Genomic DNA, 19423 nt, shown 5'->3' with positions numbered 1-19423 from the left:
CTTCGCATCTGGCTGAAACCCAGTGCTAATTCGCCCTCCGCGCCATGAAAACCCCGCCGCGCCGGCTTTGACGCAGTTGTGATGGGCCAAGCCCGTGCTAGACTCGCGCCGAGCCACGGGCTAAAGAGCACTCGTTAGCGCTAACACAACATCGGGGGCCATATGGTTTCGCGCGTCATTCCGGTTGATCCATTCGATCTCGTCATCTTCGGCGGCACGGGCGATCTTGCCCGCCGCAAGATCCTTCCCGGCCTGTATCACCGCTTCTGTGCGGGGCAGATGCCGGCCACGGCCCGCATCATCGGCGCCGCCCGCACCGAGCAGGACGCCGCCGCCTACCGCGGTCAGGTCGCCGAGGCCATCGCCGAATTCCTGCCCGAGGGCAGCTGGGACGCCGAGTCCGTTGCGCAGTTCTGCGAACGGCTGGACTACGTGGCGATCGACGCCAGGGGCGAAGGCGGCTGGAAGGAACTGGCCGGCCTGGTGCGCGAAGGCGTGGTGCGCGCCTTCTACCTTTCGGTCGCGCCCTCGCTCTTCGGCGACATCGCCGAGCGCCTGCATGCCCACGGGGTGGCCGACGGCGAGTCGCGCATCGTGGTGGAGAAGCCCTTCGGCCGCGATCTGGCCAGTGCCAGGGCGCTGAACGCGGTGTTGGCGGCGCATTTCGACGAAAGCCAGATCTACCGGATCGATCACTACCTCGGGAAGGAAACCGTCCAGAACCTGATGGCGGTGCGCTTCGGAAACATCCTGTTCGAGCCGCTCTGGAACGCGCAATACATCGATCACATCCAGATCACCGTCTCCGAGACCGTCGCCGTGGGCGGGCGGGGCGCCTACTACGACAAATCCGGCGCCATGCGGGACATGGTGCAGAACCACCTGATGCAGCTTCTGTGCCTCATCGCCATGGAGCCGCCCAGCAAGTTCGAGCCCGACGCGGTGCGCGACGAGAAGCTCAAGGTCATCCGGGCGCTGGAGCCGGTGCCGCCGAGCGCGATCGTGCGCGGCCAGTATCGGGGCGACGCGAACGGGCCGTCCTACCGCGAGGATGCGGAGAACCCCGAGAGCCGCACCGAAAGCTTCATCGCCATGCGGGTGCAGATCGCCAACTGGCGCTGGTCCGGCACGCCGATCTACCTGCGCACGGGCAAGCGCCTGCGGGCGCGCGAATCCGAGATCGCGGTGGTGTTCAAGGATCCGCCGCATTCGATCTTCGGCGAACAGGAAGGCCGGCGCGGCAACGTGCTGGTGATCCGGCTGCAGCCCGATGAGGGGATGCATCTGCGCGTGACGATCAAGGAGCCGGGGCCGGGCGGCATGCGGCTGATGGAAGTGCCGCTGGACATGAGTTTCGCCGATGCCCTCGGCCCGGACGAGGCCGATGTGCCCGATGCCTACGAACGGCTGATCATGGACGTGATCCGCGGCAACCAGACGCTCTTCATGCGCGGCGACGAGGTGGAGGCCGCCTGGGCCTGGACCGATCCGATCATCGAGGGCTGGGAAGAGCGCCGCGACGTGCCCGAACTCTACGATCCCGGCAGCTCCGGACCGGAAGGCGCGCTGGCGCTGATGCACCGGGACGGCCGCCGCTGGAGGGAGATCAAGTGATGGATTTCGTCGAGTATCCCGATCGGGAAATGATGATGATGAAGATCGCCGACCAGATCGGCAGCGAACTGGCCACCATGCTGCGTCAGCAGGATCGGGTGAGCCTCGCCGTGCCCGGCGGCACCACGCCGGGCCCGATCTTCGACGATCTGAGCGCCGCCGAAATGGAGTGGGACCGCGTTGACGTGCTGCTGACGGACGAACGCTGGGTGCCCGAAAGCTCCGAACGTTCCAACACGCGGCTCCTGAAGGAAAGGCTGCTGACGGGCAAGGCGGCGTCGGCCCGGCTGATCCCGCTTTACGCCGATGCGCCGCGGCCGGAAGACAAGCTCGCCGGCCTCTCGGCGACGGTCGAGAGCATCCTGCCGCTCTCCGTCGTGCTGCTGGGCATGGGGGCCGACATGCACACCGCAAGCCTGTTTCCGGGCGCCGATCTTCTGGCGGAAGGGCTTTCGCCCAAGGCGCCGGCGCTGCTGCCGATGCGCGCGCCCACGGCGCCCGAGCCGCGGATCACGCTTTCGGCGCGGGTTCTGAACTCGGCGCTCTCCAAGCACATCGTGATCACGGGGGCCGAGAAACGCGCCGCCCTTGAAGAGGCGCGGCGCCTGAAGGATCCGATGCAAGCCCCTGTCTATGCAATTCTTTCCGACGCAACCGTTCATTGGGCCGAGTGATTTCATGACCTGGAAAACCCTGCACGATCTGCATGCCGCCACCAAGGACCGGCATATCCTCTCGCTGTTCGAAGATCCCGCCCGCGCCGAGGCCTTCTCGGCGCGTTTCGGCGACATGCTCTTCGATTTTTCCAAGACGAACATTGACGCTCAAACCCTTGAAGCGCTTGTCTCTCTTGCGCGTGAAGCCGGCGTCGAAGAGCGCCGCACGGCGATGTTCACCGGCGAAAAGATCAACGAGACCGAGGGGCGCGCCGTGCTGCACACGGCGCTGCGCAATCTCGACGAACGCCCGATCTTCGTGGATGGCGAGAATGTCATGCCGAAGGTCATGGAAACGCTGGAACGCATGGGGCATTTCGCCGAAGCCGTGCGGTCGGGCCAGTTCAAGGGGCAGGGCGGTGCCATCACCGACGTGGTGAACATCGGCATCGGCGGCTCTGACCTGGGGCCGGTCATGGGCACGCTGGCGCTGGCGCCCTATCATGACGGCCCGCGCCTGCACTATGTCTCCAACGTGGACGGCGCCCATATCGCTGATGTGCTGAAGGGGCTGAACCCGGAAACCACGCTGGTGCTCGTGGCCTCCAAGACCTTCACCACCATCGAGACGATGACCAACGCCGACACCGCAAAGGCCTGGATGGGCAAGGTGGTGAAGGATCCGGCGGCGCAATTTGCCGCGCTCTCCTCCAACCTTGAGAAGACGGGCGCCTACGGCATTGATCCGGAACGGGTTTTCGGGTTCGAGGATTGGGTCGGCGGGCGCTATTCCATGTGGGGGCCGATCGGCCTGCCGCTGATGATCGCCATCGGTGCCGAGAATTTCCGGGCCTTCCTGGCCGGCGGTCTGGCGATGGACAAGCATTTCTGCGAAGCCCCGCTCCAAGAGAACCTGCCCGTGCTGTTGGCGCTCGTCGGGATCTGGCACAACCAGATCTGCGGCCACGCCACCCGCGCCGTGCTGCCCTACGAACAGCGCCTCTTGCGCCTGCCGGCCTATCTCCAGCAACTGGAGATGGAGAGCAACGGCAAGCGCGTGTCGATGGACGGCAAGGATCTGGAGCGCAATTCCGGCCCCGTCGTCTGGGGCGAACCCGGCACCAACGGCCAGCACGCCTTCTACCAGCTCATCCACCAGGGCACGCGGGTGATCCCCTGCGAATTCATGGTGGGCGCGGAGGGCCACGAGCCGGAGCTCGCCCATCAGCACAGGTTGCTGGTGGCCAACTGCCTGGCGCAGTCCGAGGCGCTCCTGCGCGGCAGGAGCCTTGAGGAAGCCACCGAAATCATGGCGAAAAAAGGCCTTGAAGGGGAGGAGCTCGAGCGCCAGGCGCGCCACCGCGTCTTCCCCGGCAACCGCCCCTCCACGACGCTCGTCTACCCCAAGCTCACGCCCGAAGTCTTCGGCCAGATCATCGCGCTCTACGAGCATCGCGTCTTCGTGGAAGGCGTGATCCTCGGCATCAACTCCTTCGATCAATGGGGCGTGGAACTGGGCAAGGAACTGGCGCTGGCGCTGGAGCCGGTGGTGACGGGCGAAAGCGATGGTGCGGGCAAGGACGGCTCCACCCTCGGCCTCGTGCGCCACATCCGCGCGCTTGCGGGCTGACCTAGCCTTCCGCCCCGTCCCGTTCGATGAAGATGCGGCGGGCCGCCTCCGGCAGGGGGCGGCCCTTGCCGCTCTGTGGATCGAGATAGACCATCTGCGCGCTGCCTTCGGCGCAAAGCCTGCCCTCGGCCATCAGCACGTATTCCTGGGAAAAGCTCGAACGCCCCACGCGAACCGTCCGCCCTGCGGCCACGTAGGGCTGGTCCAGCAGCAGCGGCGCACGGTAGCGGACTGTCTGCTCGGCGACGACGAAGGCCGGGAAGCCGTCGAAACAGTCGAGAATTCCCGTGTCGCGCAGGTAGCGCGTGCGCAGGGTCTCGAACCACGCCACATAGGCCACGTTGTTGGCGTGGAGCAGGGCGTCCACTTCCTGGAAACGCACGCGGTCCGCGAGGCCGTAGCGAAAAGCACCGGGCACACCCTGCGCGGCCAAGAGTTCCGGGCTCAGGGGGCGAAGAAAAGGCAGATCCATACTGATCCCGGTGCGTTCGACTTGGGGGGAGCTTGGAGCGGGTGAAGGGAATCGAACCCTCGTCTTAAGCTTGGGAAGCTCCTGCTCTACCATTGAGCTACACCCGCTTCGGAACACCGATTTAGTGGCGGCCGACCGGGCGGTCAATAACCTTCCTTCCAAACCGGTGCATCTTGTCACCCCCGCCGCCGGCGCCGCCGGCCGCCGCCGCTCTCAGTGGCCGCGCCGGTGTTGAAGGTGGCGGTGGGGAGCGTCACCTCGCGGGCGAGGACCGGGAAGGGCTCCACCGCGTTGGGGATGGCGGAGGCGTTCACGAAATGCTCCTGGAACCGTGGTTCGATCGCGGTTTCGATCTTGTGGATCCGGCGCACCGTCTCTTCGATCTCGCTGCGGGCCTCGGTGTTAAGGAGCGCGATCCGCGCGCCGGTGCCTGCGGCGTTGCCCGCCGAGGTGACCTTCGCCAGCTCGCAATCCGGGATCATGCCCAGCACCATCGCGTGTTTCGGGCTGATGTGGGCGCCGAAGGCCCCGGCGAGCACGATGCGATCCACCGAATCCACGCCGAATTTGTCCATCAAGAGCCGCGCGCCGGAATAGAGCGCGGCCTTGGCCATCTGGATCTCGCGGATGTCGCGGTTGGTGACGGTGATCACCGGGCCGCCCTCGGCGCTGCCGTCCCAGACGAGATAGGAATAGGTGCGTCCGTCGAGGAAACAGCGGTCGGTGCCCGTCTGCTCGGGCGAGCCGATCAGCCCCGGCGCATCGACGATGCCGGCCATGCGCATCTCGGCCACCATTTCGATGATGCCGGAGCCGCAGATGCCGGTGATGCCGGTGGTGGCGATGGAGGCCGCGAAGCCCTCTTCGTCGCTCCAGAGATCGCTGCCGATCACCCGGAAGCGCGGCTCCTTGGTGACGGGATCGATCTGCACACGCTCGATCGCGCCGGGCGCGGCGCGCTGGCCCGAGGAGATCTGCGCGCCCTCGAACGCCGGCCCCGTGGGCGAGGAGCAGGCGAGCACCTTCTCGCGGTTGCCCAGCAGGATCTCGGCGTTGGTGCCCACGTCCACGACCAGCACCAGGTCCTCGCTCTTGTCGGGCGCCTCCGAGAGCGCGACCGCCGCCGCATCCGCGCCCACGTGGCCGGCGATGCAGGGCAGTAGGTAGGCGCGGGCTTCCGGGTGCAGGCGGGTCAGGCCGAGATCGCGCGCCGAGAGGCGCAGGGCCTCCGAGGTGGCCAGCGCGAAGGGGGCCTGGCCCAGTTCGTAGGGGTCGATCCCCAGGAAGAGGTGGTGCATCACCGGGTTGCAGACGAAGACGGCATCCACGATCTGGGCCTCGGTGATTCCGGCCTCGGCCGCGATGTCGGCAAAGAGCTGGTTCATGCCCTCGCGCACGGCCGCCGTCATCTCGGCATCGCCGCCGGCGTTCATCATCGAGTAGCTCACCCGGCTCATGAGATCCTCGCCGAAGCGGATCTGCGGGTTCATCACGCCGGAGGAGGCCACGACCTCGCCCGTGGCCAGATCGCACAGGTGGGCGGCGATGGTGGTGGAGCCCAGATCCACGGCAAGCCCGTAGAGCGGGCCTTCGTAGAGGCCGGGGTGGACATCCAGCAGCCGCACGGGGGAACCGGGGGCCTTGTGGATCACGCAGGTGGCTTTCCATTCCCCCTTGCGCAGCGCCTTCTGCAGGCGGGAGAGCACGGGCAGGCTCACCTCGAAGCCCTCGAGGCCCCATTGCGCCTTCAGCGCCTCGCGCAGGCGTTCCAGATCGCCCGAAGGGTCATGCATGTCGGGCTCGGCGACCTCGACGTAGTGCAGGTGCACCGAAGGGTTGAGCGTGATGTCGCGCGCCTCGGCGCGTTTGCGCACCACCTGCTTGTGGACCTGGCTTTCCGGGGGCACGTCGATCACCACGTCGCCCTGCACCTGCGCCTGGCAGCCGAGCCGGCGGCCGTCGATCAGCCCGCGCTTGCTCTTGTAGCGCTCCTCGACGGCGTTCCATTCCGAAAGCGCATCCGCCTGCACCGTGACGCCGTGCTTGGGAAACTCGCCGTAGGAAGGGGTGATCTGGCACTTGGAGCAGATCCCGCGCCCGCCGCAGACCGAATCCAGATCCACGCCCAGCTGGCGCGCCGCGGTGAGGATCGGCGTGCCCACCGGGAAGCGTCCGCGTTTGCCGGAAGGGGTGAAGATGACGAGAGGATCGGTGCTCATTTTGGGCCATGCCTCGGGCTGTGTTCGCGTGGGTCGGACAATAGCGGTTTGGCAGGCCAAGGAAAGGCCGCCCGCGGCTTTCTTGCGCCCAATCGCGGCATCTCTCCGGCGCTCAGCCCGTCAGCCCCTCCACGCCCCGGATCCAGACGATCAGCGGCACCGGCGCCACGGCGATGAGGAAGGTCGCCAGCACCCAGCGCCAGCGGAAGAGCCCCGAGAGCCCGGCCATCAGGCAGAGCCCGCCGCCGCCGCCCATCATCGCGTTGCCGGGCAGGTTCAGAAGCAGCCCCAGCAGGACGTAGCGCGAGCGCAGAAGCCCGCGCCCGAGGCGGCCGGGCAGGCGCGATTCGAGCTGGGCCAGAAGCTCTTCGGGGCTCTTGCCTGACTGGGCCTGCAGGAAAGCGCAGGCGCGGGCCATGCGCAGGTCCGCGAAGATGCGGATCAATACCTCGATGGAAAGAAACCTGCCGGCGAGATAGGCCAGCGACAGCCCCGCCACCGTGGCGAGATAGACGCCGAGCACGATGTCGGCCCCATGCAGGAGCAGCAGCGCCAGCCCGATTTCCACCCCCGGCACGAAGGGCGTGGCGATCAGCAGCGCGTAGGCCAGCAGCAGAAGCAGCAGCAGGCCGGTGGACAGGCCGGCCCGCCCGGATGCCTCCAGCGCCCGGGCCTGATCCATGGACCATGAGACGACGAGGTGAACCAGGGCCACCGCCGCGAAAATGGCGAGAAGGCGCAAGGCGATCCGCGCGGCGGAAATGCGGCGCGGGGGCAGCTCGAACGGGGGCTGCGAGGGGGGAGGTCTTGGCGAATCGGGCAGGGCTGCACCCTCGTGACGATGAGCGGCCAGGCTACGGGGCAGTGATCCGGGCGCCGTGGAGGGCCGTGCAGCGAGTTTCACCCCCGCGGGACGCGCTGTCAAAAACATCCGTAGCGTAAGGCGGGGCGGATCGAGAAGATTTTTCTTTACGCAAGGCCTTTGGCGGGAGATACATAAAGGGACGGCAATGGGGCCTTTTCGGTTTCGGGATCCGTCGTTGCGATAGTCAGGCGGTGCTGGGGAGCGCCGCCTGATTTCGTTTCTGAGCTTCAGCGCATGGAATTGGCTCCCGCGCGGCGTCTACGCCGGGCGGGCGCTGCGCTTCCGCCCGCGGACGTAGGCTGCCCTTTGCGGCTAGGCAGCAGCTTGTATCGTTTACCCGAAGAACCTCGGCTTCAGCTTGAGCAGTGTTTCGCAGACATCGCGAGTCACCTCCCGCGCCAGCCCCATCGCCTCGCCGTGGGCCTTCTCGCCGGCGGCGACGGCGGCATCGATGCTGGCCGACTGCACGAGGCTGGCCACCAGCGCCGGGTTTTCGCGAGCGTAGCCTTCGCCGAAATGCGCATCCACCGCGGCAATGACCGCGGCCAGCCTGTCGGCAACCTGCGGTGCGGAAGGGCGGCTGGGAGTGAGATCGTTCATGCGGGTCCCGTCCTTTCCCGCCACCACTTAGGGCGGCGGGCGCAGGTGTCAGGCCCCGTATGTCAGGCCACCGAACTCAGCCCCGGAATTCAGGCGCTGCGGCGGCGGCGGCCCCCGGCGCGGCGGTTGGCGCGGCCGCCCTGTTCCTCGGCGTTGGGATCCTTGTTGAAGGCGATCCAGTTGCCGCCGTGGGGGTCGTTGTTCGTCAGCAGGTTGGCGGCGCGGATCGCCTCCATCTCCTTGCCCGGACGCGGCTTGGTGGAGCCGAGGCCGAAGAGGGTGACGAAGGTCTCGTCGTCCATGCCCTCGGGCAGGATGATCCCGGCGGCGGCGACCTGCTCCTTCTTCGCGGCGATGGCCTTCTGGGTGACGGGCAGGGCGACCGGGTTCATGATCGCGCTGGTCATGCCGGCCCCCATGGCCATGGGCAGGAAGGCGTTGTTGATGCCGTGGCGGTTGGGCAGCCCGAAGGAGATGTTGGAGGCGCCGCAGGTGGTGTTGACGCCCAGTTCCTCGCGCAGGCGGCGCACCAGGGTGAACACCTGCTTGCCGGCCGTGGCCATGGCGCCGATCGGCATCACCAGCGGATCGACCACGATGTCATGGGCGGGGATGCCGAAATCGGCGGCGCGCTCCACGATCTTCTTCGCCACGGCGAAACGCACGTCGGGATCTTCGGAGATGCCGGTATCGTCGTTGGAGATCGCCACCACCGGCACGTTGTATTTCTTCACCAGCGGCAGAACCAGTTCGAGCCGCTCTTCTTCGCCCGTCACCGAGTTCAGCAGCGGGCGGCCCTGCGCGGCCTCCAGCCCCGCTTCCAGCGCGCCGGGCACCGAGGAATCGATGCAGAGCGGCACGTCGGTCAGCCCCTGCACCAGCTCGATGATCTTGCGCATCAGCGGCGGTTCCGTCTCGTTGGGGTTGGGGTTGGAGTTGTAGACGACGCCGGCGTTGATATCGAGGATGTCGGCCCCCGCCATCACCTGCGCCAGCGCGTCCTTCTCGACGGTGGAGAAATCGCCGGCTTCCAGCTCGGCGGCAAGTTTCTTGCGGCCGGTGGGATTGATCCGCTCGCCGATCACGCAGAAGGGCTCATCGAAGCCGATGACAGCGGTTTTGGTTTTGGACTCGACGATGGTGCGGGTCATGAAATGGCTCCAGTTTCGCGGTGCAGGATCGGGCCGAGGGCCGGATCGGTGAAATCCTTGATGGTCACATGCGCGCCGGCGGCGCGCAGGGCGGCATCGTCCAGCGTGGAGCGGATGCCGATCACATGGGCCCCGGAGGCGCGCGCGGCGCGCAGGCCCGAGGGGCTGTCTTCGAAGGCGAGGCACTCCCGCGGGGACGCCCCGAGCGCTTCGGCGCCCCTGAGGTAGGGCTCCGGGTGCGGCTTGCCGTGGGTGCATTCCTCGCCGATCACCAGCGCCCTGACGTGATGGCGCAGGCCGATCGCGTCGAGCATCGCCTCGGCGTTCACCCGCGGCGCATTGGTGACGACGGCGCAGGGGATGCCCTCCGCCTCGGCCCGCGCAAGGAAGGCCTCAAGCCCCGGCATCGCCGGGTAGGGCCGCGGCAGGCGGGCCCGGAAGGCGGCTTCCTTGGCCTCCGAAAGCGCCTGCGGATCCTCGGCACCCGGCATGAATTCGGCGAAGATGTCGGCATTCAGCCGCCCGTGGATATGGGCGTTGTAGAAGGCTTCGTCCACGGCGATGCCATGGGGCGCGAGCATCTCGGCGAAGACCTCGACGTGGATCGGATCGCTGTGCAGCATGGTGCCGTCCAGATCGAAGAGGAGCGCGCGCACGGGCATCGTCAGGCGGGGTCGGCGGGCCGCGCCGGGGTGCCGGCGGTGCCGCCGTTCTCGATCGCCCAGGTGGCGTTGGTCTTGATGCCGCCCAGCGGGAAGAAATGCACGCGTTCGATGTTGAAGTCTGGATGCGCGGCCTTGTGCGCGGCGAGTTCCGAGAGGAACTCGGTCGGCTCGAAGGGCAGCAGCAGCTTCGTCACGTCCTTGGCGCGTTTCTGGAGCACCTTCAGCGAGGGGCCGACGCCGCAGGCTACGGCGAATTTGATCAGCGTCTGCAGCTTGGCCGGCCCGGCCACGCCGATGTGGATCGGCAGGTCGATGCCCTCGGCCTTCAGCCGGTCGGCCCATGCGATCACCGGGGCGGCCTCGAAGCAGAACTGGGTGGCCAGCGCCATCTGCGCATCGCTGCTTTCGGCGAATTTCTGTTTCCAGCGCAGGGCATCCATCACGTTGGCATCCGAGCCGTCCGGGTCGATGTCGCGGTTGCCTTCGGGGTGCCCGGCCACGTGCAGGCGCTTGAAGCCCGCCTTGCCGAAGAGCCCGGTTTCCAGAAGCTGCATGGAGGAGTGGAAGGCGCCGTGCGGCTCGGCGACGCCGCCGGCCAGCAGCAGCGCCTGGTCCACGCCCGCCTCGCCCTGGTAGCGGGCGATCCAGTCGGCCAGCGTGGCCTCGTCCTTGATGATGCGGGCCGGGAAATGCGGCATCACCGGGTAGCCTTCGGCGGCCAGCCGCTTGGCGGTGGCGACCATCTCTTCGATCGGCGTGCCCTCGATGTGGGCGATGTAGACGCGCGTGCCCTCGGGCAGAAGCGCGCGGAAATCCTCGATCTTGGCCGCGGTGCGGGGCATCACCTCGATGGAATAGCCCTGAAGGAAGGCCTCAACCTCCGGCGAGAGCGGGCCGTGTGCCGGGGGGGTGTCCGGTTTCTTCTTGAATTGCAGCAGTGCCATGGCGGCCTCCAGAATGGATTTCGGGCTCAGTCCCATCCGTCGTTTGCAATCAGCGCCTTGATGCGGTCGGTGTCGTATTCGGCTTCCAGCCGGCTGGCCTCCGCGGCGGCGACGGCCTGCGGCTCGCCCTCCACCGTGTAGGGTGCGGCCTTGCGCCATTCCGCAAGATAGGCATCCGTGCCATCGGCACCAACTTTCATGGCGGCCCGGTCGATCGCCTGCTCGAAGCGTTCGGGCAGTTGCACCTTGGCGCCGCGCCGGCCCTTGCCGACGATGACCTGTGCCGGGATGTCCCGCCAGTAAACGATGGTGACGTCAGGCATTGCTGATTCCTCTACTCCGTAGCCCCTTTTACGCGCCGCCTTGCGCGCCCCTGCGCCGGATTTCGACATCCAAGCCGCGTGGAACGACGTCAGGCCGCCGGCATCTGCTGCGGGTTTTAGGCGAGCCGGGGGAGCGAAGCCACCGCCGGGGATCGGAAAAATCTTCAACATCTTCATGAGGGGGGCAAGGAATGGCGCGATCTTCCGAAAGCCATCTTGCACCGCGCCCCCTTCGCGCCTACCCTTGAAGCAACTCGAAAATGGAGGGCGTGAGTGATGGCGCCCAAGCGTCCCAGAGGTGCGGGCGCGTTCCCGAAGCCGGTTGATACCCCCGCGCCAGGAAACCCGGATCCAGATGCGCTCTATGCAGCGCTGGATCTGGGAACAAACAGCTGTCGCATGCTGATTGCCCAGCCGAAGGGCAGTCAGTTTCATGTCGTGGACAGCTTTTCGAAGTCCGTGCAGCTCGGCGCGGGGCTGGAAGCCTCGGGCAAGCTGTCGCGCGCCTCGATGTGGCGCACGGTTCAGGCGCTGCGCATCTGCCGCAAGAAACTGCAGAAGCACAACGTCAGCCGGATGCGCCTTGTGGCGACGGAGGCCTGCCGACGGGCCACCAACAGCCGCGAGTTCATCCGCATGGTCAAGCGCGAGACCGGGTTGTCGCTGGAAATCATCGAGGCCGAGGAGGAAGCCCGGCTGGCCGTGATCTCCTGCGCGCCGCTGGTGAGCAAGAAGACGGAGCAGCTGCTCGTGGTGGACATCGGCGGCGGCAGCACGGAGCTCGTCTGGATCGATCTCTCCAAGGTGCCGAAGATCGAACGCCCGCTGGCGATCATGCGCCTGAGCCGGGGCTTCAGCCCGGTGGACAGCCCGTTCCCGGCCGCCAAGGTGGTGGACTGGATCTCGGTGCCGCTCGGGGTGGCGACGCTGCGCGACCAATTCGACGACGTGGAGGACGACGCCGGGCGCTTCGCGCTGATGAGCTGCTGCTTCGAGGAGCGGCTGTCCGATTTCAGCCCCTACAACGCCACGCAGGCGCGGGAGGGCTTCCAGATCATCGGCACCAGCGGCACGGTGACGACGGTGGCCGCCTCCCACCTCGGGCTGAAACGCTACGACCGCAACAAGGTCGATGGGTTGCGCATGACGTCAGATCAGATAGATGCGGTGATCCGCGACTATCTCTCTCTGGGGCCGCATGGCCGCCGCGCGGATCCGCGCATCGGCAAGGACCGCCACGCGCTGATCATGTCGGGCGCCGCGATCCTGCAGGCTCTGCTGCGGGTCTGGCCCACCGACAGGCTGTCGGTGGCGGACCGGGGCTTGAGGGAAGGGCTGCTCTATGCCCAGATGAGCGCGGATGGCGTATTGGAAGACGGGCCGTTCTGAGATGGTGAAGAAGAAATCAGGCAACACGAGCGGGCGCGGCGCGCGCGATCTGCGGGTGAAGGTGAAAACGGCGCGGGGGCGCAAGCTCTCCTCCACGCTCTGGCTGGAGCGCCAGCTCAACGACCCCTACGTGAAGCGCGCCAAGGCCGAAGGCTACCGCGGCCGCGCCGCCTACAAGATCCTCGAGATCGACGACAAGTTCCGCTTCCTCGTGCCCGGCGCGCGGGTGGTGGATCTGGGCTGCGCCCCCGGCGGCTGGCTCCAGGTGGCCGTGAAGCGCGTCAACGCGCTCGGCGAGAAGAAGGGCAAGGCCGTGGGCACCGTGCTGGGGGTCGATCTCCAGGAGGTGGAGCCCGTGGCCGGGGCCGAGGCGCATGTGCTGGATTTCATGTCCGATGACGCCGACCAGAAGGTCAAGGAATGGCTCGGCGGCAAGGCCGACGTGGTGATGAGCGACATGGCCGCCGCCTCTTCGGGCCACAAGCAGACCGATCACCTGCGCATCATCGCGCTCTGCGAGACGGCGGCCTATTTCGCCTTCGACGTGCTGGAGGAAGGCGGCACCTTCGTGGCCAAGGTTCTGGCCGGGGGCGCCGAGGGCGATCTCCAGAAGCTGCTGAAGCAGAAGTTCGAGAAGGTGGTGAACGTCAAGCCGGGCGCGAGCCGCTCGGATTCCAGCGAGAAATTCGTCGTCGCCACGGGCTTCCGCGGCTGAGGCACGCCCGGCCGAGGCGCGCGGGCGCCGGAGCAGGGCGCGCAAAACCAAAAGACCCGCCGGTGGCTCGGCGGGTCTTCTCGGTCAGGCTCGATAGGATCCCCTTGTGCCGGGGACGCCCGTGAAATGGCAGGTCTGGGGGCTCAGCGGCCCCAGGTGCGGACGTCGCCGCAATCCATGTGCACGAAGTTGGAACTGGAGTAGCGGCCCACGCCGCCGGCCTTGCAGGAGGCGGCGGCCCGCGCGATCTGGTTCACCGAGCGCGAACGCAGGCGAAGATCGGCGGCTTGTGCTTTCATGTGGAGGGAGTTCTTGGCCACGCCGCGCGAGCGGGCGCGCAGCATCGCGTTGGTCTTGGGCGAGCGGTAGCCGGAGAGGAGCATGTAGGGCTCGTCAACATCCAGCAGGTTGTGGCTCGCGGCGATGATGTCGATCGTGCGCGTGTCGATGGGCTTGGCCTCGTTCTGCCGCCAGTCGCGCATGAAGTGGTTGATTTCGTTGAGGGCTTCCTTGATGTACTTGCCCTCGATCCAATACACGGTGTCGATGCTTTCGCCGGTGCGGCCCGAGTACATGCGGACCCGCCGGATGTCGCCGCCCCCGCGAAGGAAGCCGACCGCGTTTGCGTAGGTGGGTGCTGCCGTTACTGCCGTTGCCGCAAATGCACCAAGAAGGGCACGCCTCGTGAGGCCCGTCGAGTTCGTATTCGTCATGTTGATGCGCCTGTCCCGTCGCTTGCCTGTGGCCGCTTGCCCGCGGCCTTACCTGCCATCATGTTCCCCAGATGTGGCCATTTTATGCCACAGGATGATTCCGTCACCAAGCGCTGATTTCGTGGGCAGAGGGCGGTTCAAGGGGAATTGGCAAATTTCCGCCGCAGAGTCGCGGCCGGTCCGCAAGAACGCACCGATCGGGGGGCGCATGTGGCCGCGCGCGCACATCGGTTGTTCTTTCGGGGGCGCTTTGCCTAATGTGATTGGACAACGATAACAGGATCAAACACGCTTGAGGGGCCCGGTTCCCCGCGGGCGGGTTGGATAGTTCAGAGGTTCAATATGATACAGGCAACCGCAGGTCGCCCCCTGCACAGGCTGCTGGCATTTCTTTCGGTTCTTTCGGTTTCTTTCCTGATGCTGGCCGGCGCGGCCGGCGCCCAGGTGACACCCTTCACCCAGGCCGTGGCGGAAGCGGCCTCGAAGGACAAGGCGATCGCCGAATTCTACAAGGCAAACGGCTACAAGCCGATCTGGACGGGCAAGTCCGGCAAGGACAAGGCGCGCCGCAAGGCCTTCCTGCAGGCGCTCGAACAGGCCGATGCCCACGGGCTTCCGACCCGACGCTACGACGCCGAGCTGGTGAAGTCCGGCCTCAAGGCCGCCCGCACGGAGCGGGATCGCGGCCTGCTCGAAGTCGAGATGAGCCGGATGTTCCTGCAATACGCGCAGGACATCCAGTCTGGCGTGCTGGTGCCCAGCCGCGTGGACAAGGGCATCGTGCGCGAGATCCCGCGCCGCAACCGCACGCAGACGCTGGTGGCGTTTTCCAAGTCCAGCCCGCGCGGCTTCATCAAGCAGCTGCCGCCCAAATCGGCCGAATACACCCGGCTGATGAAGGAAAAGCTGGCGCTGGAGAAGCTGCTGGCCAAGGGCGGCTACGGGCCGAAGGTGCCGGGCAAGAAGCTGGAGCCGGGCATGAGCGGGCCGCAGGTGGTGGCGCTGCGCAACCGGCTCATCACGCTGGGCTACCTGAAGCGCTCCACGTCTCCCGTCTATGACGCCGATCTCCAGAAGGCCGTGCAGGCCTTCCAGCAGAACCACGGGCTCGTGGCCGACGGCATCGCCGGCCCCGGCACGCTGGCCGAGATCAACACCAGCGCCGAGGACCGCCTGAAATCCGTCATCGTGGCGATGGAGCGTGAACGCTGGATGAACCGCAACCGCGGCAGCCGCCACGTCTGGGTCAACCTCACCGATTTCTCCGCCAAGATCGTGGACAACGGCAAGGTTACCTTCGAAACGCGCTCGGTCATCGGCAAGAACACCCCCGACCGCCGCTCGCCGGAGTTCTCGGACGTGATGGAATTCATGGTGGTGAACCCGACGTGGAACGTGCCGCGCTCGATCGCCACCAAGGAGTATCTGCCGATGCTCAAGAAGAACCCGAACGCGGTCAGCCACCTGAAGCTGATCAACTCCAAGGGGCAGACGGTGAGCCGGGGCTCGGTCAACTTCAACCAGTTCACGGCGCGCAACTTCCCCTTCGCCATGAAGCAGCCGCCGAGCCGGGGCAACGCGCTGGGGCTTGTGAAGTTCATGTTCCCCAACTCGCACAACATCTACCTGCACGACACGCCGGCCAAGAAGCTGTTCAGCCGCGAAACCCGCGCCTTCAGCCACGGCTGCATCCGGCTCGCGCAGCCCTTCGAGTTCGCCCATGCGCTGCTGGCCAAGCAGACGAGCGATCCCGAGGGCACCTTCAAGCGCGCGCTCGACTCCGGCAAGGAGACGCGGATCGATCTGAAACAGCCGATCCCCGTGCACATCGTCTACCGCACGGCGGTGTCCCAGCCGAAGGGGCCGATGCAGTATCGCCGTGACGTCTACGGCCGCGATGCGAAAGTTTTCGCCGCACTCTCCGAAGCCGGGGTTTCATTGCGCGCCGTTCGTGGCTAAATCCCTCATCACCGCGCGCCCCGAAGGGTCGGGGCGCGCGCATGAGGAGAGCGCAGATGTCCTACACCATCGCCGAGATCGCCGAAGCCCTGGGCGCGCGCGCCGTCGGGGATGCGCAGCTGCGCATCACCGGGGCCGCGGAGCCCGCGGACGCCGGGCCGCAGGATCTGGCCATGGCGATGGATCCTAAATACGCCGAGGGCCTGCCCAAAGGCGCCGCGCGGGCGGCCGTTCTGTGGGAAGGGGCCGACTACGCCGCCCTCGGCCTTGAGGCCGCGATCTTCGTGCCCCGTCCGCGCTACGCGATGTCCGGGGTCACGCGGCTGCTGGATCCGGGGCCGGGCATCGCCCCCGGCATCCACCCCACCGCCGTGATCCACGAGAGCGCGCGGATCGGTGAGGAGGCCGCCATCGGCCCCTACGCGGTGATCGGCAAGGACGTGCGGATCGGTGACCGCGCGCGGATCGGCGCCCATGTGAGCGTGGATGAGGGCGCGCGCCTCGGTGACGACTGCCTGCTGTGGGCCGGGGTGCGGATCGGCCACCGGGTCACGATCGGGGATCGTTTCATCGCCCAGCCCTCCGCCGTGATCGGCGGCGATGGCTTCTCCTTCGTGACGCCCGACAAGAGCGCGGTCGAGAAGGTGCGCGAAACCCTCGGTGCCGAGGGGGCGGACAGCGCCCAGAGCTGGACGCGCATCCATTCGCTCGGCGGCGTGGAGATCGGAGATGACGTGGAGGTGGGCTCCAATTCCGCGATCGACCGCGGCACCATCCGCGCCACGCGGATCGGCAGCCGCACCAAGATCGACAACCTCGTGCAGATCGGCCACAACTGCATCGTGGGCGACGACGTGCTGATCTGCGGCCAGGCCGGGCTCGCCGGCTCCTCGCGGATCGGAAACCGGGTGGTGATCGGCGGCCGCGTGGCGGTGAATGACAACATCTTCGTCGGCGACGACGTGGTGGCCGGAGGCGGCGCCATGATCTTCACCAATGCCCCCGCAGGCCGCGTGCTGATGGGCAACCCGGCGGTGAAGATGGAGACCCAGATCGAGATCAACAAGGCGTTGCGGCGCCTTCCGCGGATGATGAAGCAATTCGCCGAGCTTCAGAAATCTGTTTCAAAACTGGTCCAGAAGGACTAAATCACGCCCCAGAAAGGGCCCGGACAGATGACAGAAAACGTCAAGGAAAAAATCATCGAAATCATCGCCGAGCAGGCTGTTCTCGAACCGTCCGACGTGACCGAGGAGTCCACGCTCGAAGATCTTGGGATCGACAGCATGGGGCTGGTGGAGTGCATCTTCGCCATCGAGGAAGCTTTCGACATCCAGGTGCCGTTCAACGCGAACGAACCGACGAAGAGCGATTTCGACATCTCCTCCGTCGCCTCCATCGTGAAGGCGGTCGAGGCGCTCGTGGCGGAACAGGCCGCATAGGATGAAGCGCGTCGTCATTACGGGACAGGGGGCGATCAGCGCTCTCGGCCATTCGGCTGCGGAAACGCTCGAAGCCATGCGCGAGGGGCGCTGCGGCATCGGCGAGCTGGACATCCGCGATGTGGAGCGGCTCTCGATCCGCATCGGCGGGCAGGTCCGCGGCTATGACCCGGAGGCCGAGTTCAACCGCCAGCAGATCGCGCTCTACGATCGGTTCACCCAGTTCACCCTTCTGGCCGCCCGGGAAGCCATCGCCCAATCGGGCCTGAGCTTCTCCGGCGAACTGGCGGCGCAGTCGGGCGTGGTGCTGGGCACCGCCGGGGGCGGCGTGAACACCTGGGATGAAAACTACCGCACCGTCTACGAGGACGGGAAGAACCGCGTGCACCCCTTCGTGGTGCCCAAGCTGATGAACAACGCCGCGGCCAGCCATGTCTCGATGGAGCACAACCTCAAGGGGCCGAGCTTCACCGTGGCCACGGCCTGCGCCTCCTCCAACCACGCGATGGGGCAGGCGTTCAACATGATCCGCTCGGGCATGGCGAAGGTCATGATCACGGGCGGCTCGGAATCGATGCTCTGTTTCGGCGGCGTGAAGGCCTGGGAAGGCCTGCGCGTGATGAGCCGCGACGCCTGCCGGCCTTTCTCGGCCAACCGCAACGGCATGGTGCAGGGCGAGGGCGCGGCCGTCTTCGTCTTCGAGGAATACGAATCCGCCAAGGCGCGCGGGGCCGAGATCCTGGCCGAGGTGATCGGCTTCGCCATGACCTCGGACGCCTCCGACATCGTGATGCCCTCCAAGCAGGGCGCCGCCCGCGCGATCGCCGGGGCGATGAAGGATGCCAAGGTGAACCCGGAGCAGGTGGGCTACATCAACGCCCACGGCACCGGCACCGCCGCCAACGACAAGACGGAATGCGCCGCCGTGGCGGATGTCTTCGGCCATCACGCCGACCGGCTGATGATCTCTTCCACGAAATCCATGCACGGCCACCTGATCGGCGGCACCGGGGCGGTGGAGCTTCTGGCCTGCATCATGGCGCTGAAGGACGGCGTGATCGCCCCCACCATCGGCTACGAGGAGCCGGATCCGGAATGCGCGCTGGACGTGGTGCCCAACGAGGCGCGTGACGCCAAGGTGGACGTGGTGCTTTCCAACGCCTTTGCCTTCGGCGGGCTGAACGCCGTGCTGGCGCTGCGCAAGGCGCCGTAGGGTTTCACGCCCTGCAGATCTGGGCATGAAAAAGCCGCGCAGGCGAACTGCGCGGCTTTTCCGTTTGAAATTTGCGCCCGCGTCGCGGCGCGCAGGATCACTCGGCGGGGGCTGAGGCCGCCACGGCGCGGTTGTTCTCGTTCACGGCGTCGTAGCCGGCGGTGAACCCCTTGAGCGAGATCGTCAGAACGACCTGCTGGTCGGGTGCGGCCACGGGAACGATCACCAGCGTGCCCTTGGCGCCCTTCTTGAAGCTTTCGACCTCGGCCGGGGTGAAGCCCACGCGGGCGACGCAGCCGATCTGGGCGCACCAGGTGAAGGGGTAGCGCTTGCCCGCGCCGCCATCCACCGACAGGGTGATCTGCTGGGTCAGCAGCGTTTCCAGCGGGGTGATGATCGTGGCGCCGGCGGCGGCGGGCCCGTTGCCTTCGAGGCCGAAGAGGTTGATCTCGGCCACCGAGTTGCCCACTTCGTCGCGCAGCAGTTGGTAGAGCTGGCAGGGGTCGCGGTCGTCTTCGGTCTTCACGCAGCGCAGTTCCCAGTCGCCGTAGGTATCGCGCACGTAGGTATCGCCCACGCGGGGGCCTTCGACCACGGTTTCCCCCAGCGAAAGCTCGTTGGCGCCGGCGGGGGTGTCGCTGCCGCTTTCGGCCTGCGTCCCGGCCTGGGCTTCCGCCTGCGTTTCGGCGGTCGCCGCCGTGCCCTCGGTTGCGGTATCCTGTGCGAAGGACACGGAGGGGATCACCAGCGCGGTGGCCAGAAGAAGGGATTTCATAAGGTCCTGCATCGCAGTTTCTTCCTCGTATGTTATCGCCCTGCATGTATCACGGTGCGCCCGGGGTGTCAGGCGTGA

The 19423-nt window shown here is 66.8% G+C and carries 19 protein-coding genes and 1 tRNA gene; 9 read left to right on the top strand and 11 right to left on the bottom strand.

All coding sequences use genetic code 11. The features are described from left to right. Positions 1-162: 162 nt before the first annotated feature. Genes zwf through pgi form a run of 3 tightly spaced genes read left to right on the top strand, consistent with a single transcriptional unit; the run spans position 163 to position 3900 of the window. Positions 163-1614: a glucose-6-phosphate dehydrogenase gene (zwf, locus tag PSA7680_RS00375; RefSeq protein ID WP_085866680.1), complete on the top strand. Its 1452-nt coding sequence runs from the start codon at positions 163-165 to the stop codon at positions 1612-1614. After that, positions 1614-2288 carry a 6-phosphogluconolactonase gene (gene pgl / locus PSA7680_RS00370; protein WP_085866679.1) on the top strand — a complete coding sequence of 225 codons (675 nt, stop codon included), beginning with the start codon at positions 1614-1616 and terminating at the stop codon, positions 2286-2288. Before zwf ends, pgl begins: the two co-directional genes overlap by 1 nt. A gap of 4 nt (positions 2289-2292) precedes the next feature. After that, positions 2293-3900, top strand: coding sequence for a glucose-6-phosphate isomerase (gene pgi / locus PSA7680_RS00365; RefSeq protein WP_085866678.1), 1608 nt, complete (start codon positions 2293-2295; stop codon positions 3898-3900). A 1-nt stretch (position 3901) separates the two neighbouring features. Here the strand turns inward: pgi and PSA7680_RS00360 are convergent, their stop codons facing one another. The 9 genes from PSA7680_RS00360 to PSA7680_RS00320 form a co-directional block, all read right to left on the bottom strand. Next, positions 3902-4372 (bottom strand): acyl-CoA thioesterase, encoded by a 471-nt coding sequence (locus PSA7680_RS00360; RefSeq protein WP_085866677.1) that lies wholly within the window; start codon positions 4370-4372, stop codon positions 3902-3904. Positions 4373-4405: 33 nt separating this feature from the next. Beyond that, positions 4406-4479: transfer RNA gene (locus PSA7680_RS00355), tRNA-Gly, on the bottom strand. Positions 4480-4548: 69 nt separating this feature from the next. Beyond that, entirely contained in the window at positions 4549-6591 is a 2043-nt protein-coding gene (locus PSA7680_RS00350; protein ID WP_085866676.1) for an ASKHA domain-containing protein, read from the bottom strand. Between the two features lie 112 nt (positions 6592-6703). Beyond that, the gene (locus tag PSA7680_RS00345; RefSeq protein ID WP_085866675.1) at positions 6704-7333 is read right to left on the bottom strand and encodes a hypothetical protein; all 630 of its coding nucleotides are present in this window, start codon (positions 7331-7333) and stop codon (positions 6704-6706) included. A 456-nt stretch (positions 7334-7789) separates the two neighbouring features. Further along, positions 7790-8056 carry a hypothetical protein gene (locus tag PSA7680_RS00340; RefSeq protein WP_085866674.1) on the bottom strand — a complete coding sequence of 89 codons (267 nt, stop codon included), beginning with the start codon at positions 8054-8056 and terminating at the stop codon, positions 7790-7792. An 89-nt stretch (positions 8057-8145) separates the two neighbouring features. Next, on the bottom strand, positions 8146-9207 hold the full coding sequence (locus PSA7680_RS00335; protein ID WP_085866673.1) for a methyltetrahydrofolate cobalamin methyltransferase: 1062 nt from the start codon (positions 9205-9207) through the stop codon (positions 8146-8148). Beyond that, the gene (locus PSA7680_RS00330) at positions 9204-9869 is read right to left on the bottom strand and encodes an HAD family hydrolase (protein WP_139838515.1); all 666 of its coding nucleotides are present in this window, start codon (positions 9867-9869) and stop codon (positions 9204-9206) included. Before PSA7680_RS00330 ends, PSA7680_RS00335 begins: the two co-directional genes overlap by 4 nt. 2 nt (positions 9870-9871) lie before the next feature. After that, a complete protein-coding gene (locus PSA7680_RS00325) occupies positions 9872-10816 on the bottom strand; it encodes a methylenetetrahydrofolate reductase (protein WP_085866860.1) in 945 nt (314 codons plus the stop codon). A gap of 26 nt (positions 10817-10842) precedes the next feature. Beyond that, positions 10843-11139, bottom strand: coding sequence for a virulence factor (locus PSA7680_RS00320; protein WP_085866672.1), 297 nt, complete (start codon positions 11137-11139; stop codon positions 10843-10845). A gap of 276 nt (positions 11140-11415) precedes the next feature. Between PSA7680_RS00320 and PSA7680_RS00315 the strand changes: the two genes are divergently transcribed. Both PSA7680_RS00315 and PSA7680_RS00310 read left to right on the top strand, forming a co-directional pair. Beyond that, on the top strand, positions 11416-12528 hold the full coding sequence (locus PSA7680_RS00315) for a Ppx/GppA phosphatase family protein (protein WP_085866671.1): 1113 nt from the start codon (positions 11416-11418) through the stop codon (positions 12526-12528). Position 12529: 1 nt separating this feature from the next. Further along, positions 12530-13243, top strand: coding sequence for an RlmE family RNA methyltransferase (locus PSA7680_RS00310; RefSeq protein WP_085866670.1), 714 nt, complete (start codon positions 12530-12532; stop codon positions 13241-13243). Positions 13244-13386: 143 nt separating this feature from the next. Here the strand turns inward: PSA7680_RS00310 and mepK are convergent, their stop codons facing one another. Further along, on the bottom strand, positions 13387-13956 hold the full coding sequence (mepK, locus tag PSA7680_RS00305) for a peptidoglycan L,D-endopeptidase MepK (RefSeq protein ID WP_085866669.1): 570 nt from the start codon (positions 13954-13956) through the stop codon (positions 13387-13389). 342 nt (positions 13957-14298) lie between these two features. On the opposite strand from mepK, the gene PSA7680_RS00300 reads away from it, so the two are divergent. From PSA7680_RS00300 to PSA7680_RS00285, 4 genes are read left to right on the top strand one after another with little or no spacing between them, the layout of a single operon-like run. Beyond that, positions 14299-15915 (top strand): L,D-transpeptidase family protein, encoded by a 1617-nt coding sequence (locus PSA7680_RS00300; protein WP_085866668.1) that lies wholly within the window; start codon positions 14299-14301, stop codon positions 15913-15915. A gap of 56 nt (positions 15916-15971) precedes the next feature. Further along, positions 15972-17063: a UDP-3-O-(3-hydroxymyristoyl)glucosamine N-acyltransferase gene (gene lpxD, locus PSA7680_RS00295; RefSeq protein ID WP_085866667.1), complete on the top strand. Its 1092-nt coding sequence runs from the start codon at positions 15972-15974 to the stop codon at positions 17061-17063. Between the two features lie 27 nt (positions 17064-17090). Beyond that, positions 17091-17357, top strand: a complete 267-nt coding sequence (locus tag PSA7680_RS00290; protein ID WP_085866666.1) for an acyl carrier protein — start codon at positions 17091-17093, stop codon at positions 17355-17357. Between the two features lies 1 nt (position 17358). Next, the gene (locus PSA7680_RS00285) at positions 17359-18570 is read left to right on the top strand and encodes a beta-ketoacyl-[acyl-carrier-protein] synthase family protein (RefSeq protein WP_085866665.1); all 1212 of its coding nucleotides are present in this window, start codon (positions 17359-17361) and stop codon (positions 18568-18570) included. Between the two features lie 97 nt (positions 18571-18667). Here PSA7680_RS00285 and PSA7680_RS00280 read toward each other — a convergent pair whose 3' ends face one another. Continuing rightward, entirely contained in the window at positions 18668-19357 is a 690-nt protein-coding gene (locus PSA7680_RS00280) for an invasion associated locus B family protein (protein WP_085866664.1), read from the bottom strand. Positions 19358-19423 lie beyond the last annotated feature (66 nt).

Origin of the sequence: Pseudoruegeria aquimaris (genome assembly GCF_900172235.1) — a bacterium.
GTDB classification, from domain to species: domain Bacteria; phylum Pseudomonadota; class Alphaproteobacteria; order Rhodobacterales; family Rhodobacteraceae; genus Pseudoruegeria; species Pseudoruegeria aquimaris.
Note: the sequence above shows the minus strand (reverse complement) of the source record. Positions and strands in the feature narration are given on the sequence as shown.